12 protein-coding genes are annotated in these 14,937 nt (G+C 65.3%); 7 read left to right on the top strand and 5 right to left on the bottom strand.

Annotated elements, in window-relative coordinates; genetic code table 11:
• Positions 1-15: 15 nt before the first annotated feature.
• From XH96_RS27690 to hpaH, 5 genes are all read right to left on the bottom strand, one after another.
• On the bottom strand, positions 16-885 hold the full coding sequence (locus XH96_RS27690; protein ID WP_194388598.1) for a fumarylacetoacetate hydrolase family protein: 870 nt from the start codon (positions 883-885) through the stop codon (positions 16-18).
• Positions 886-1,060: 175 nt separating this feature from the next.
• Positions 1,061-2,044: a 3,4-dihydroxyphenylacetate 2,3-dioxygenase gene (gene hpaD, locus XH96_RS27685; protein WP_194388596.1), complete on the bottom strand. Its 984-nt coding sequence runs from the start codon at positions 2,042-2,044 to the stop codon at positions 1,061-1,063.
• Positions 2,045-2,177: 133 nt separating this feature from the next.
• Positions 2,178-3,716, bottom strand: a complete 1,539-nt coding sequence (gene hpaE / locus XH96_RS27680; protein ID WP_194388595.1) for a 5-carboxymethyl-2-hydroxymuconate semialdehyde dehydrogenase — start codon at positions 3,714-3,716, stop codon at positions 2,178-2,180.
• Complete coding sequence (locus tag XH96_RS27675) at positions 3,709-4,107, bottom strand: 5-carboxymethyl-2-hydroxymuconate Delta-isomerase (protein ID WP_194388593.1); 399 nt, start codon at positions 4,105-4,107, stop codon at positions 3,709-3,711. The genes hpaE and XH96_RS27675 overlap by 8 nt, the downstream gene beginning before the upstream one ends.
• A 31-nt stretch (positions 4,108-4,138) precedes the next feature.
• A complete protein-coding gene (gene hpaH / locus XH96_RS27670; protein WP_194388591.1) occupies positions 4,139-4,945 on the bottom strand; it encodes a 2-oxo-hept-4-ene-1,7-dioate hydratase in 807 nt (268 codons plus the stop codon).
• 111 nt (positions 4,946-5,056) lie between these two features.
• On the opposite strand from hpaH, the gene hpaR reads away from it, so the two are divergent.
• From hpaR to XH96_RS27635, 7 genes are all read left to right on the top strand, one after another.
• Positions 5,057-5,587: a homoprotocatechuate degradation operon regulator HpaR gene (gene hpaR, locus XH96_RS27665; RefSeq protein WP_194388590.1), complete on the top strand. Its 531-nt coding sequence runs from the start codon at positions 5,057-5,059 to the stop codon at positions 5,585-5,587.
• Positions 5,588-5,704: 117 nt separating this feature from the next.
• Positions 5,705-6,790 carry a malate/lactate/ureidoglycolate dehydrogenase gene (locus tag XH96_RS27660; RefSeq protein ID WP_194388588.1) on the top strand — a complete coding sequence of 362 codons (1,086 nt, stop codon included), beginning with the start codon at positions 5,705-5,707 and terminating at the stop codon, positions 6,788-6,790.
• A 161-nt stretch (positions 6,791-6,951) separates the two neighbouring features.
• On the top strand, positions 6,952-7,728 hold the full coding sequence (locus XH96_RS27655) for an HpcH/HpaI aldolase/citrate lyase family protein (RefSeq protein ID WP_194388586.1): 777 nt from the start codon (positions 6,952-6,954) through the stop codon (positions 7,726-7,728).
• 84 nt (positions 7,729-7,812) lie between these two features.
• Positions 7,813-9,336: a UxaA family hydrolase gene (locus tag XH96_RS27650; RefSeq protein ID WP_194388584.1), complete on the top strand. Its 1,524-nt coding sequence runs from the start codon at positions 7,813-7,815 to the stop codon at positions 9,334-9,336.
• A 245-nt stretch (positions 9,337-9,581) separates the two neighbouring features.
• Positions 9,582-10,100 (top strand): PAS domain-containing protein, encoded by a 519-nt coding sequence (locus XH96_RS27645; RefSeq protein ID WP_194388583.1) that lies wholly within the window; start codon positions 9,582-9,584, stop codon positions 10,098-10,100.
• Positions 10,078-11,382, top strand: a complete 1,305-nt coding sequence (locus XH96_RS27640) for a methyl-accepting chemotaxis protein (RefSeq protein WP_194388581.1) — start codon at positions 10,078-10,080, stop codon at positions 11,380-11,382. Before XH96_RS27645 ends, XH96_RS27640 begins: the two co-directional genes overlap by 23 nt.
• A gap of 276 nt (positions 11,383-11,658) precedes the next feature.
• Positions 11,659-14,928 (top strand): DUF2126 domain-containing protein, encoded by a 3,270-nt coding sequence (locus tag XH96_RS27635; protein ID WP_194388579.1) that lies wholly within the window; start codon positions 11,659-11,661, stop codon positions 14,926-14,928.
• Positions 14,929-14,937 lie beyond the last annotated feature (9 nt).

Genomic DNA, 14,937 nt, shown 5'->3' with positions numbered 1-14,937 from the left:
CACTTCGATGATTGGTCAGGTTTCGTCGACGACGCCGTTGCGCAAGCGGCCGATGCCCTCGGCCTCGACCTCGACGACGTCGCCGGGCTTCAGGTACCGCGGCGGATCGAACCGCGCACCCGCGCCGGTCGGCGTGCCCGTGACGATGATATCGCCGGGGACGAGGGTTGCGAAGGTCGAGATATAGTTCACGAGATAGCGGAACGGAAACATCAGCCGGCTGGTGCGGTCGTCCTGCCTGAGCTCGCCGTTGACATGCGTGGTGAGCCTGATGTCCGCGATCTGCGATTCCGATGTGTAGGGCACGAGCCACGGGCCGAGGCTGCCGCTGGAATCGAAGTTCTTGCCCTGGGTGACGTTGAACTTGGCGTGACGCAGCCAGTCGCGTACCGACCCTTCGTTGCAGAGCGCCAGCGCGGCAATGTGATCGAGCGCGGCGCTTTCCGGAATGTGCCGGCCTTGCTTGCCGATCACCAGCACGATCTCGCCCTCATAGTCGAGCTGCGCGGACGCGCGCGGGCGCACCAGCGGCGTGTCGTGCCCGACGAAGGAGCGCGGCGACCGCATGAACATGCTCGGATATTTCGGCGCGTCCTGTCCGTCCTTGTACTCGGCGTTGCGGTCGGGATAGTTGACGCCGATGCAGATGATCTTCTCCGGCGCGGGCACCGGCGGCAGCCAGGTGATCTCGCTGAGCGCGTGATCGGGTGCGCGGCCGGCGGCCTCTTCGGCAAGGCCGACGAGCATGCCGGCTGCGATCACCTCGCGGAGCGTCGGATAGTCCTTGCCGTAACGCACGGTGAGATCGACGAGGCCGCCGTCCACGACGGCGCCGTAGCGGGTTGCACCCCTGACGGAATAGGTGGCGAGGCGAGGGAGTTTCATAGGCAATCTATCTCTCTTGTCGTCCCGGCGAACGCCGGGACCCATACCGCGTGATCTATCGATAGCGCGCGATGGCAATCCCGAACGACCAAACTTCGCCAAACTCCTTCCCTGTGGTTATGGGTCCCTGCTTTCGCAGGGACGACGGGGGGAGAGGCTGTGCCTGTCACCGGCATCAGTCCGCCACCAGCACGTCGGCCACGAATTTCGGCTCGCGCACGGCCTGGCCCGTGAACGGCGAACCCTGCTCGAACCATGAACGCGGCGCCGGCGCGCCCCACAGCGTCTGGCGGCGCGGATCGCGCAACGACCAGCGCAGCGGCTCGTGGTCGTGATCCCCCGTGAAATAGTCGCTGGTGTAGAGCTCGAGGCGATGTCCGTCGGGGTCGCGCACGTAGAGGAAGAACGCGTTCGAGATGCCGTGGCGTCCCGGCCCGCGCTCGATGTTCTTCACGAAACCTTGCGAAGCCATGACGTCGCAGAGATGGATGATGTTCATCGCCGTCGGCGTCCAGTAGGCGAAATGGTGCAGGCGCGGGCCTTTGCCGTTGGTGATGGCGAAATCATGGACGTTGCCCTTGCGATGCATCCAGGCCGCGGCGATGCGGCCGTTCGGCCCGTCCTCCTCGGCATATTCGGTGAGGCGGAAGCCGAGCCGGGCGTAGAATTCCATCGTGTCCTGCACTTCGGCAGCGAAGACGTTGAAATGGTCGAGCCGCTGCGGATGGCAGCCCCGGTAGAGGTCGTAGCGGCGCAGCAGATGCGGCCGCCGGTCCATCGCGGCGTAGAGCTCGATCTGGAAGCCGAAGGGATCGGTGAATTGCAATGTGCGGGCCTGGAACGGCTGGTCGACGAAGGCGTAGGCCAGGCCGTTCTCGGAGAGAAAGGCGGCGGCCTTGTCGAGATCCTTGTCGTTGCCGACCTTGAAGCCGAGCCGCGCGCAGGCCGGCGCTGCCGCCTTGCGCAGCACCAGCGAGTGATGCTGGTGCTCCTCTGCCGCGCGGAGGTAAACGACATTGTCGTCGGCATCCTCGACATGCAGGCCGACGATGGTCTCGTAGAACTCCCGGCTCAGCTTCAGGTCGGTGACGTCGAGCACGACGTGACTGGAGCGGATGATGTTGAACGGCGGCTCGAAGACGTGTTGCGGTACGGGCATGTGCGTTTCCCCTTTTCTCGGCTCCGTCATTCCGGGGCGTGCGAAGCACGAACCCGGAATCCATTCATCCACCAACTCTGCTGCTCGATGGATTCCGGGCTCGCGCTCCGCGCGCCCCGGAATGACACTGTCCCTAAATCCCCAGCTTCTGAATCTTGTGCGTGCCCCGCGCCAGCGAGACGTGCTTGGTTTCCATGTAGAAGTCGAACGAGTAATCGCCGCCGTCGCGGCCGATGCCTGAGGCCTTCATGCCGCCGAACGGCGTCGGCAGGTGGCGGACGTTTTCCGAGTTCAGCCAGATCATGCCGGCCTCCAGCGCATCGGCCACGCGCAGCGCCCGGCCCATGTCGTTGGTCCAGACATAGCCGGTGAGACCATAGCGGATGTCGTTGGCGATCTCGATCGCGTCCGTCTCGTCGCGGAACGGCAGCACGGTGAGAAACGGCCCGAACACCTCCTCCTGCGCCACGCGCATCCTGCCATGTGCGCCGGTCACCAGCGTCGGCTCGACATAGTGCCCGCCGCCGGGGCCATCATGGGCCTTGCCGCCCACCGCGATCGTCGCGCCGTCCTGGCGCGCGACGTCGAAATAGGAGCAGACTTTTGCGAGGTGCCGCTCGTGGATCAGCGGTCCGATCTCGGTGGCGGGATCGAGGGGATGGCCGACCTTCAGCGCCTTCACCCGCGCGGCCAGCTTCTCCACGAATTTCTCGGCGATGCTCTGCTGGATCAGCAGGCGGCTCGAGGAGGTGCAGCGCTCGCCGTTGAGCGAGTAGATCATGAACACGACGGCGTCGAGCGCGCGATCGAGATCGGCATCGTCGAACACGATGACGGGGTTCTTGCCGCCGAGCTCGAAATGCACGCGCTTCAGGGTCGGCGCGCCCTGCATCATGATCGCCGAGCCGGTCGCGCTCTCGCCGACGAAGCCGATCGCCTTGATGGCGGGATGCTCGGTCAGCGCCTTGCCGGCTTCTTCACCGAAGCCGTGCACGGTGTTGAGCACGCCATCGGGCACGCCGGCTTCCTTGACGAGCTTCGCCAGAATGGAAGCCGTCACCGGCGACCATTCGGCCGGCTTGTGCACGACGGTGCAGCCCGCAGCGAGGGCCGGGGCGATCTTCCAGGTCGAGAGCATGAACGGCGTATTCCACGGCGTGATCACACCGACGGGGCCGATCGGCACACGGGTGGAGACGTTCCAGTGCTCGTCGCTCGGCGTGTTGAGGCCGTCGCGCGCCTCCGCGCATTTGTCGGCGAAGAAGCGGAAATTCTCGGCGGCGCGGACCGCGGCCTTGGCCATGAAGCGATAGGCCTGGCCGGTGTCGATGCATTCGAGCACCGCGATGTCCTCGGCATTGTCCTCGATGGCGTCCGCAACGCGATGCAGCAGCTTCTTCCGCATCGCCGGTCCCATCTCGCGCCAGGACTTGAACGCAAGCGCCGCCGCCGTTGCCGCGGCGTCGATGTCCTCCGCATTGCCGCGAGCGACGCTTGCGAGCGTTGCGCCATCGACCGGCGATTTCGTCTCGAACATCTCGCCTGATATCGACGGCACGATCTTGCCGTCGATCATGTGGCCGATGCCGTCGGCGTGCAGCGTCTTCACAAGCGGCGCGACCCGGTCGCGATTGGCCTGGAACACATCGGCTTTCGGCGTGGGCTTATCCATGGGCGGCCTCCGCTTTCAGGGCGTCGTGAATGTTGTTGCGCTTCCAGCTGGTGTCCTTGTCGTTGATCTGCATGTCGAACGACAGAGCGAACTTGCTGGCGGCGAAGACGGGATCGAGATGTCTTGAGAGCGCCTGGAAGACGTGCTCGCCGGCCTTCTTTCGGGTGGGAAGGTCGCGGCCCTCGCCGATGCGCAGCACCATGTCGAGGAAGCCGTAATCCTGTCTTGCATCGGCGATCGCATAGTGTTCGCAGCGGATGGCGCGAACGCGGATGCCGCCGAGCGGGAAGATGCCGGTCTCGCTAGCTGCCTTGCGCACCACCTCGCAGACCGCCGCCATGTCGAGGCGGCCGTCGAGATTGCCCGAATATTCGATCGTGAAATGCGGCATCGCGGTTTCACTCCCTGTGTTCTTGTTCGCCTTAAGCGAAGTAGCAGCTGACCGAGCCGTAGGCGCCATAATCGGCTTGAATTGTGTCGCCCTTGCGGGTCTCGATCGGACGGATGAAGGATCCCGCGAGCACGACCTGGCCCGGCTCCAGCGCAAGGCCGAGCGGCGCGATCTTGTTGGCGAGCCAGGCCACGGCCGTTGCGGGATGATTGAGCACGCCGGCAGCAAGGCCCGTCTCTTCCAGCTGGCCGTTCTTGAAGCAGAGCGCGCCGATCCAGCGCAGGTCCGCATCCAGCGGGCGGATCGGCCGTCCTCCGAGCACGATGCCGGCATTCGCCGCATTGTCGGCGATTGTGTCGAATATCTTTCGCGTCGCTCTCGTGGTCGGATCGACGCGTTCGATCCGCGTGTCCAGGATCTCCAGCGCCGGCACGACGAAATCGGTGGCGTTGAGGACATCGAACATCGTGCAATCGGGCCCAGAGAGCCGTTTGCTCATGACGAAGGCGAGCTCGGCCTCGACGCGCGTGGCGATGAAGCGCTCGGTCGGAACGATCCCGCCATCGGCGAAGAACATGTCGTCGAGCAGCACGCCGGAATCCGGCTCATCGATATTGAGCGCGCTCTGCATCGCCTTCGAGGTGAGGCCGATCTTGTGGCCCTTGACGATGCGCCCTTCGGCGATCTTGACCTCGACCCAGGCCTTCTGAATCGCGTAGGCATCGGCGATGGTGATCTCGGGAAAATCCAGCGACAGCTGCCGGATCTGCGTGCGGGTCTTCTCCGCCTGGTGCAGACGCCTCGCGCAAGCTCGGATATCGTCGTCGGAAAGCGCCATCTTTAGTCTGACAAATCGTGGTGCCCGGAGATACTTAACATGTTAAGTGAATGCGTCAAACACAATTCGGGCTTGCTGCACCGCAAACATTCTGCGGCTTGAAGGGGCGTCATGACGAAGAAACCCGCCGATCCCGCCAACGGAGGCGCGCCTGCCGCAGGGCCTGCCGCGAGACAGGTGCCGATGCGCGATTTCTCGCGCTCGCTGCCGATGTCGCTGTTGCGGGCGCGCGAGGCGGTGATGCGGCAGTTTCGTCCCTCGCTGCGCGAGCACGGCTTGACCGAGCAGCAATGGCGCATCCTGCGCGCGCTCGCGTCCATCGAGGCGGTCGAGGTCACGGAACTCGCGCGCACGGCGTTCCTGCTCGGGCCGAGCCTGTCGCGCATCCTGCGCGATCTCGAAGCGCGCAACCTGATCGAGCGCAAGACCGCCAAGGCGGATCAGCGCCGCAGCATGGTCTCGATCTCGAAGGACGGCGTGAAGCTGATGGCCTCGGTTGCGCCGACGTCCGAGGCGATTTACGCGGAGATCACGCGCCGCTTTGGCGCACGCAAGCTTGCCGAATTGCAGGAGATGCTCGGCGAGCTCGAACGGAGTCTCGCCGGGCTCGGCGCCAGCGAGGAAGCAAGTCCCGAGGAGTGAGAGCAGATATGCGCTCCCATGCGGCAGCGGCCATGGACATGGTCGCGTTTTTTCGCTCAAGTGCCGCCGAAGCCGATCGCTGCAAAGTCGGCGCCGGGGAGAGGCAGACAGGCCGTCATGGTCACCATTCAGGTCCAGAAGCTGATCGACTTCGTCGCCGAAGTCTTCGCGCATGCGCAGTCCTCGCCGGAGGAGGCCAGGCGTATCGCCACCTATCTGACCACGGCGAACCTGACCGGCCATGACAGCCACGGCGTGATCCGCGTTCCCGTCTATATCCGCTGGCAGAAGACCGGATCGGTCGTCCCAAATCAGAACGCGGAGGTCGTGCTCGACACGCCCTCGCTCGCGGTGATCGACGGCAAGTTCGGCTACGGCCAGACCGTGACGCCGCAGGCGGTCCAGATCGGCATCGAGAAGTGCAGGAAGGCCGGGCTTGCCGCGGTCGCGTTGCGCAACGCCGGCCATATCGGCCGCGTCGGCGACTGGGCCGAGATGGCCGCGGCCGAAGGTCTCGTCTCCGTGCATTTCGTCAATGCCGCGGGCTCGCTGCTGGTCGCCCCGTTCGGCGGCGTCGAGAAGCGGCTGTCGACTGCGCCGTATTGCGTCGGCATCCCGCGTGAGGGCCAGGACCCGATCGTGCTGGATTTTGCGACCTCGGTCGTCGCCGAGGGCAAGGTGCTGGTCGCGAGCCGCGGCGGCAAGAAGCTGCCGAAGGGCGCACTGGTCGATTCCGACGGGACCTTGAGCGAGGATCCGGCTGTGCTCTACGGCCCCTACACGCCGGACGGGCCGCGCGATCACACCAAGGGAACGGGCGCAATCCGTGCCTTCGGCGAGCACAAGGGATCGGGCCTCGCCTTCATGTGCGAGCTCCTGGGCGGCGCGCTGACCGGAACCGGTGCCACCTCGGGCGGGCGGCGCTTTGCCAACGGCATGCTGGCGTTCTATGTCGATCCGAAAGTCGTCGACACTTCCAACCTTTTCGACGCCGAAGTCTCGCGCTATGTCGATTTCATCCGCGCCACCAAGCCGATGGCCGGGGTCGATCAGGTGCTGATTCCGGGCGATCCGGAGCGAAAGACCCGCGCTGAGCGGACCCGGAACGGCATCCCCTTGCCGGATGACACCTGGGCGGCAATAGTGAACACAGCCCGTGAGGTCGGCGTCAGCGAAGTCAGCATCCAGAGGGCGACGGCTTAGACGCGTTTCGTCATTGCGAGGCGCGCCAGTGACGGAGCAATCCAGAGTGTCATGGTGGAGAAATTCTGGACTGCTTCGCGGAGCCCGTCTCGGGCCGCGCTTCGCGCGGGCCCGGCGGCTTGCAACGACAGTGAGTGAGATCAACAAAGAAGGAAGGCAACGTGGCGAATAAAGTCAAAGAGATCTGGAAGTCGGGCAAGGCAGTCATCAACGCGTGGCTTGCCATACCCTCCGGCTTCTCGGCCGAGATGATCGCGCAATGCGGCTTCGACAGCGTCACCGTCGACATGCAGCATGGCGTCCAGGACTATCTGTCGATGGTGCAGTGCTTCCAGGCCATGGACAAGCATCCGATCACGCCGATGGTCCGCGTGCCCTGGAACGAGCCCGGCATCATCGGCAAGGTGCTCGACGGCGGCGCCTATGGCGTGATCTGCCCGATGGTCAACACGCCGCAGGAAGCCCGGAACCTCGTCTCGTATTCGAAGTACCCGCCGAAGGGCGTCCGCTCCAACGGCCCGATCCGTGCCGGCATGTACGGCACCGCCGGCTCCTACCAGAAGACGGCCAACGACGAGATCGTGCTGCTGCCGATGATGGAGACCCGGACCGCGGTCGAGAACATGGAAGCGATCCTCGATGTCGAAGGCATCGACGGGGTCTATATCGGCCCGTCCGATCTCGGCTTCTCCTACGGCCTTGAGCCCAAGCTCGACCGCAGCGAACCCGAGATCCTCGCGATCTATGAGAAGATCATCAAGGAGTGCGGCAAGCGCGGTCTGAACCCGGGCATCCATTGCAGCGGCGCGGAGGGCGCGGCGCGCGCCATCAACATGGGCTTCAAGCTGGTGACGCTGTCCAACGAGGTCGGCCTGATGACGACCTACGCCAAGATGCAGGTGAATGCCACGCGCAAGGATTCAGGCGGCAAGGCCTGAGATATCTCGCGAATGGCGAATGGGGAGTAGCGAATAGGGCTACTCCCTTTTTCCATTCGCTACTCGCCTCCGAAGGAGACTCCCATGACCATCAGCCCCGTCATCCGCCTGCATCCCGATGATGGCGTGGTCATCGCGCGCGCGAGCCTGCCGCCTGGAACAAGCGTGGCTGACGGCGTGACCACGGTCGATCGCATTCCCTCCGGCCACAAGGTCGCGATCAAGCCGATCGCCGAGGGCGAGCCGATCAAGCGCTACGGCCAGATCATCGGCTTTGCCACGGTGCCGATCGCGCCGGGCCAGCATGTGCACGTGCAGAACTGCGGCATGGGCGATTTCGCCAAGGACTATGCCTATTGCGCCGACGTCAAGCCGACGCCGAATTTCGACCTGCCGGCGACCTTCGAGGGCATCCGCCGCCCGGACGGCCGCGTCGCCACGCGCAACTATATCGGCATCCTCACCTCGGTGAATTGCAGCGCGCATGTCGCGAGCCTCGTCGCCGACGTCTTTAAGAAGAATCCCTTCACCGGCGACAATCCGCTGGCCGATTTCCCCAACGTCGACGGCGTGGTCGCGCTGACTCACAAGACCGGCTGCGGCATGACGCAGAACGAGCCCTTGGCGCTGCTCCGCCGCACGCTCGGCGGCTATGCGCGGCACGTCAATTTCTCCCATGTCATCGTGCTCGGCCTCGGCTGCGAGGTGAACCAGATCGGCGGCCTGATGGAAGAGCAGAAGCTCGCCGGCCGCCTGCGCGCGATGGACATCCAGGAGGTCGGCGGCACCCGCAAGACCGTGGAGGCGGGCATTGCCTTCGTGCGCGAGGCGCTGGCTGACGCCAACAAGGTCAGGCGGGAAACGGTGCCGGCCAGCGAGCTCACCGTAGCCCTGCAATGCGGCGGCTCGGACGGCTATTCCGGCGTATCCGCCAATCCCGCGCTCGGCGCCGCCAGCGACCTCGTCGTGCGCCATGGCGGCACCGTGATCCTGTCGGAGACGCCGGAGACCTACGGCGCCGAGCACCTGCTCACGCGCCGCGCCGTCAGCCGCGAGGTCGGCGAGAAGCTGGTCGATCTGATGCGCTGGTGGGACGAGTACACGACGCGCGAAGGCGCCGAGATGAACGCCAATCCCAGCCCCGGCAACAAGGCCGGCGGTCTCACCACGATCCTGGAAAAGTCGCTCGGCGCGATGGCCAAGGCCGGCACCACCAACCTCGTGGAGGTACTGCGCTACGCCGAGCCCGTCACCAAGAAGGGCTTCGTCTTCATGGACACGCCCGGCTACGATCCGGTGGCTGCGACCGGGCAGGTCGCCGGCGGCGCCAACCTGGTCTGCTTCACCACGGGGCGCGGCAGCGTGTTCGGCTGCAAGCCGGCGCCCTCGATCAAGCTCGCCACCAACACGCCCATGTACAAGCGAATGGAAGATGACATGGACGTCAATTGCGGCACCATCCTCGAAGGCGAGGAGAGCGTCGCGCAGTGCGGCCAGCGCATCTTCGATCTCATCCTCAAGACCGCTTCGGGCCAGCCGACCAAGAGCGAGAGCTTCGATTTCGGCGGCGCCGAGTTCGCACCCTGGGTGCTCGGCGCGACAATGTAGTCGCATTGGGCGAGCGCCGTCGCGCGAGCCCAATCAAAAGCAGCTGGCAATTGTCAGTCGCGACCATTTGCGGCGCCCGCATGCGATTCGACGACATGCAACAATGGTTCGCTACGTAGTGATACGGAGGCGGCGTCGCTCGCAAAAGTTCCCCGACTTACACCTGGTTAACACTGTTGCCGTAGATAGGGGGTGATGCGGCTCCACATCGTTGTGGGGCCGGCCTTTACTTGAGGATCGAACCGATGCAGGCGATACGTCCCACTGGGGTGGAAAATCTCCTCGGTGAGGAGGAGCTGATCGTATCGAAGACCGATCTCAAGGGCCGCATCACCTACGCCAACGACGTCTTCATCCGCATGGCGAAGTACTCGTGGAAGGAGCTGATGGGCGCCCCCCACAGCCTGATCCGCCATCCCGACATGCCGCGCGCCGTGTTCAAGCTGCTGTGGGACACGCTCCAGTCAAAGCAGGAGATCTTCGCCTACGTCGTCAATCTGGCGAAGGACGGCAGTCATTACTGGGTGTTCGCCCACGTCACGCCGACATTCGACGAGCGCGGCAATATCGTCGGCTATCACTCCAACCGCCGCAAGCCCGACCCTGCGCAGATCGAGCGCATCAAGCCGATCTACAAGACGCTGTGCGTGGAAGAGGCGCGGCATGCCAACGCCAAGGACGGCATGCATGCGAGCTTCGAGGCGATGGTCGGGCTGCTCAAGCAACAGGGTGTCGGTTACGATGAATTTGTGCTCTCTCTCTAAGGCGCAGGGAGCGACCGCGCTCGCGTGTGTTCTTGCCGTCGTTGCGTTCGTTCTCTCGCTTCTCGGAGCAACCGGAATCGGCAGTGCTGTCTTGCTCGGCGCGACGGTCGCGTTGCTCGGCTACGCCGTCTGGTGCCAGCATCGCACGGCGGTGGCCGTCGACGAGGTGGCCGATGTGTGCCGCAAGGCGGCGCATGGCGATCTCGAAGCGCGCATCATGAGCGAGCGGCAGGCCGGACGGATCGGCGCGATCCAGAAATCCGTCAACGACATGCTCGACATCACCGACGCCTTCGTCCGCGAGGCCTCGGCGTCGATGGACTATGCGAGCCGCGGCAAGTATTTCCGCAAGATCCTCGCGCGAGGTCTGCCCGGCTCGTTCCGTCGCTCGGCGGTCGTCATCAATGCCGGCACCGACAGCCTCGGCCGCCGCGTCGTCGAGATCGCGGAGCTCGCCAAGCAGTTCGGCACCCACCTCGACGAGGTCGCAGGCGGCCTGATGAGCGCAGCGACCGATCTCGAATCCGACGCCGGCCAGATGGCCGCGGCGGCCGAGACGACGAACCGTCAGACCTCCGGCGTGCGCAGCGCGTCCGATCAAGCCTCCAGCAACGTCGCGACGGTGGCGAGCGCGGCAGAAGAGCTGGCGTCATCGATCGCCGAGATCGGCCGTCAGGTGGCCGGCTCGACCGCGAGCACGGGACGGGCGGTGAACGAGGCCAATCGCGCCGGCAGCGAGATCCGCTCGCTCGCCGACGCGGCGCTGCGGATCGGCGACGTGGTCAGGCTGATCAGCGAGATCGCCGAGCAGACCAACCTCCTGGCGCTCAACGCCACCATCGAGGCGGCGCGGGCAGGGGAAGCCGGCCGCGGCTTCGCGGTGGTGGCCTCCGAGGTCAAGAGCCTCGCCAACCAGACCGCGAAGGCGACCGAGGAGATCAGCGCCAAGGTCGGCGAGATGCAGCAGTCGACGACCAATTCGGTCGCGGCGGTCGAGGCGATCGCGCAGACCATCGCCGAGATCGACGGGATCACCGCCGCGATCGCGACCTCCATCGAGCAGCAGGGTCTCGCCACCCGCGAGATCGCCCGCAATGTCCAGGAGGCCTCGGCCAGCACCACGCAGGTGTCTTCCAACGTCACCGGCATCAGCGAAGCCGCCGCCGACACCGGCCGTGTGGCAAGCCGCGTCAACAGCGCCTCCGAACGCGTCCACGGCGAGGTCGAGACGCTCCGGCGCGAGGTGACGCAGTTCCTGCAGCGGCTGACCTCGGCGGCGTAGCGCTGCGCTATAGGCGTAATCGCACGTAGACCCACAAGAGGTCGTCATGCCCGGGCCTGTCCCGGGCATCCACGTTCTTCGTGCCGCGGCAAAGGTCGTGGATGGCCAAGCCCGGCCATGACGCTGTGGAAAGGTCAGAGCGCCAAACTTTCAAGTCTGAGCGAGTGCTCGTAGATCGGCCCGCACCTTACCTAGGCACCCTCTGCCCGTTGTTAGTGCTTGATCGCGCTGAGTTCAGGTGTTCTGCTCAAAAAAGCTGCTGGAGCATCGTACCCCGTGTCGATCTACGTCGCATTACACCACGTTACGCACTACAAATACGACCGCCCGATCGACCTTGGCCCGCAGACCATCCGTCTGCGGCCGGCGCCGCATACGCGCACGCCGATCCTGAGCTATTCGCTCAAGGTCACGCCATCCAATCATTTCGTGAATTGGCAGCAGGATCCGCAAGGCAATTGGCTCGCGCGCTATGTCTTTCCGGAAAAGACCACCGAGCTGAAATTCGAGGTCGACTTCACGGCGCAGATGACCGTGGTCAACCCGTTCGACTTCTTCGTCGAGCCTTATGCCGACAGTTTTCCGTTCGAGTACCCGAAGGATCTCAAGACGGAGCTGGCGCCGTATCTCGAGACCGTCAAGCCCGATCGCCTGTTCGCGCAATATCTCGACTCGATCCCGACTGAAGCCCCGAACACCGTCAACTTCCTGGTCGATCTCAATCGCGAGCTCCAGAAGAAGATCCGCTACATCATCCGGATGGAGCCGGGGGTGCAGACTCCGGAGGAGACGCTTGCTTCCTGCGCGGGGTCATGCCGCGATTCCGCTTGGCTCCTGATCCAGACGTTCCGCCATCTCGGCCTCGCCGCGCGTTTCGTTTCCGGCTATCTCATTCAGATCCGTCCCGACATCGATCCGATCGAGGGACCGCCCGAAGTCGAGAACGACTTTACCGATCTGCACGCCTGGGCCGAGGTCTATCTGCCGGGCGCGGGCTGGATCGGATTCGACGCGACCTCCGGCATGCTCGCGGGCGAGGGGCACATTCCGGTCGCCGCCACGCCGCATTATCGCTCCGCGGCGCCGATCTCGGGCGGTGCCGGCTTTGCCGAGGTCGAGTTCGCCTTCGATATGAGCGTGCGGCGCATCCGCGAGGCGCCGCGCATCACGAAGCCCTTTTCCGATGAGGCCTGGGCGCGGCTCAATGATCTCGGCGAACAGGTCGACGGCGATCTCGCCGCGCAGGATGTTCGGCTCACGATGGGCGGCGAGCCGACCTTCGTCTCGGTCGACGATCTCGAGGCGGCGGAATGGAACACCGACGCCGTCGGCCCGACCAAGCGCGCGCTCGGTGACGATCTGATCCGCCGCTTGCGCAGGCGCTTCGCGCCGGGCGGCCTTTTGCATTACGGCCAGGGCAAATGGTATCCGGGCGAGAGTCTGCCGCGTTGGGCCTTCGGCCTTTACTGGCGCAAGGACGGCGTGCCGATCTGGAGGAACGCCGACCTCATTGCTAGAATCGAAAATCCGCGCCGCGCCGAGGTGAAGGACGCCGAGGCCTTCATGGAAGGCACGGCGGCCCGGCTCGGCCTCGATGCCGGCTACATCATCCCGGCTTATGAGGACACCGCGTACTGGCTCCAGAAGGAGGCCGAGCTTCCCGTCAACGTCGATCCCTCCGATTCCAAACTGTCGGATCCGGAAGCGCGCGCGCGGATGGCGCGCGTGTTCAACGAGGGCCTCAACACACCGCGCGGCTTCGTGCTGCCGGTGCAGCGCTGGAACGCGCCGCCGCGCTGGCGCAGCGAGCGATGGCAACTCCGGCGCAATCATCTGTTCCTGATGCCGGGCGATTCGCCTCTCGGTCTGCGCCTGCCGATCGGCTCGCTCGGTTACGTCCCGCCCAACCAATATCCCTACATCGTCGAGCAGGATCCGATGGAGGCCAGGGACAAGCTGCCGGTGTTCACGCTTGCCGCGCGTCCGGAATCCCCGCCGCGGGCGGCGCCCGAGCAGCTCAACACCTCCGTCCCGGTTCGCACCGCGATGTCGGTCGAAGTCCGCGACGGCGTGCTTTGCGCCTTCATGCCGCCGGTCGAGCGCATCGAGGACTATCTCGAGCTGGTCGCCGCGCTCGAAGCCACCGCGGAGGAAATGCAGCTGCAGGTCCATGTCGAGGGCTATCCGCCGCCGTTCGATCCACGTATCGAGGTCATCAAGGTGACGCCCGATCCTGGTGTCATCGAGATCAACGTCCAGCCGGCGAAGAGCTGGCGCGACGCGGTGGAGATCACCTCCGGACTCTACGAGGACGCGGCGAAGGTGCGACTCGGTGCCAACCGCTTCCTGGTCGATGGCCGTCACACCGGCACCGGCGGCGGCAATCACGTCGTGGTCGGCGGCTCGAGCCCGCAGGACTCCCCGTTCCTTCGCCGCCCCGACCTCCTGAAGAGCCTCGTGCTGTACTGGCAGCGGCATCCGTCGCTGTCCTATTTCTTCTCCGGCCTCTTCATCGGCCCGACCAGCCAGGCGCCGCGCATCGACGAGGCCCGGCACGACAGCATCTATGAGCTCGATATCGCGCTCTCGCATGTGCCGCCGCCGGGCACCCAGGCGCCGCTGTGGCTGGTCGATCGCCTGTTCCGGCACCTGCTGGTCGACATCACCGGCAACACCCACCGTGCCGAGATCTGCATCGACAAGCTCTATTCGCCGGAGGGTCCGACGGGCCGGCTCGGCCTCGTCGAGTTCCGCGCGCTCGAAATGCCGCCGGATCCGCGCATGTCGCTGGCGCAGCAGCTCCTGATCCGCGCACTGATCGCGAAAATGTGGCGCGAGCCGCAGGCCGGCAAGTTCGTGCGCTGGGGCACCGCGCTGCATGATCGCTTCATGCTGCCGCACTTCATCTGGGACGATTTCCTGGAGGTGCTCGGCGAGCTGAAGCAGTTCGGCTACCCGTTCGAGCCCGAATGGTATCTGGCCCAGCTCGAATTCCGCTTCCCCGCCTTCGGCCGCGTCCATCATGGCGGGGTGACGCTGGAGCTGCGCCAGGCGCTGGAGCCCTGGCACGTGCTGGGTGAGGAGGGCTCGGCCGGCGGCACCGTGCGCTATGTCGACTCGTCGGTGGAGCGGCTTCAGGTCAAGGCGGAGGGCTTCGTCGAGGGCCGCCACATCGTCACCTGCAACGGCCGCCGCCTGCCGATGACACCAACGGGCCGGTCGACTGAAGCAGTGGCCGGCGTCCGCTTCAAGGCCTGGCAGCCGGCCTCCGGCCTGCACCCGACCATCCCCGTTCACGCGCCCCTGACGTTTGATCTGATCGATACCTGGAACGGACGCTCGCTCGGCGGCTGCGTCTATCACGTCGCCCATCCCGGCGGGCGCAGCTACGACACCAAGCCGGTCAACACCTACGAGGCCGAGGCGCGGCGGCTGGCGCGCTTCCAGGATCACGGCCATACCCCGGGTCCGATGCAACCGCCGCCCGAGGAACGCACAAATGAGTTTCCGCTGACCCTCGACTTGCGGACCCCGCTCCTGCAATGAGTAGGATGC

The sequence above is a fragment of the Bradyrhizobium sp. CCBAU 51765 genome (assembly GCF_015291725.1).
Lineage (GTDB): Bacteria > Pseudomonadota > Alphaproteobacteria > Rhizobiales > Xanthobacteraceae > Bradyrhizobium > Bradyrhizobium liaoningense.
Note: the sequence above shows the minus strand (reverse complement) of the source record. Positions and strands in the feature narration are given on the sequence as shown.

Excerpts from the sequence above, each read along its gene's own strand:
- hpaR (WP_194388590.1), top strand. The coding sequence starts at position 5,057 with ATGACGAAGAAACCCGCCGATCCCGCCAACGGAGGCGCGCCTGCCGCA.
- XH96_RS27640 (WP_194388581.1), top strand. The coding sequence starts at position 10,078 with ATGAATTTGTGCTCTCTCTCTAAGGCGCAGGGAGCGACCGCGCTCGCG.
- hpaE (WP_194388595.1), bottom strand. The coding sequence starts at position 3,716 with ATGGATAAGCCCACGCCGAAAGCCGATGTGTTCCAGGCCAATCGCGAC.
- hpaD (WP_194388596.1), bottom strand. The coding sequence starts at position 2,044 with ATGCCCGTACCGCAACACGTCTTCGAGCCGCCGTTCAACATCATCCGC.
- XH96_RS27675 (WP_194388593.1), bottom strand. The coding sequence starts at position 4,107 with ATGCCGCATTTCACGATCGAATATTCGGGCAATCTCGACGGCCGCCTC.
- hpaH (WP_194388591.1), bottom strand. The coding sequence starts at position 4,945 with ATGGCGCTTTCCGACGACGATATCCGAGCTTGCGCGAGGCGTCTGCAC.
- XH96_RS27690 (WP_194388598.1), bottom strand. The coding sequence starts at position 885 with ATGAAACTCCCTCGCCTCGCCACCTATTCCGTCAGGGGTGCAACCCGC.
- XH96_RS27650 (WP_194388584.1), top strand. The coding sequence starts at position 7,813 with ATGACCATCAGCCCCGTCATCCGCCTGCATCCCGATGATGGCGTGGTC.
- XH96_RS27660 (WP_194388588.1), top strand. The coding sequence starts at position 5,705 with ATGGTCACCATTCAGGTCCAGAAGCTGATCGACTTCGTCGCCGAAGTC.
- XH96_RS27645 (WP_194388583.1), top strand. The coding sequence starts at position 9,582 with ATGCAGGCGATACGTCCCACTGGGGTGGAAAATCTCCTCGGTGAGGAG.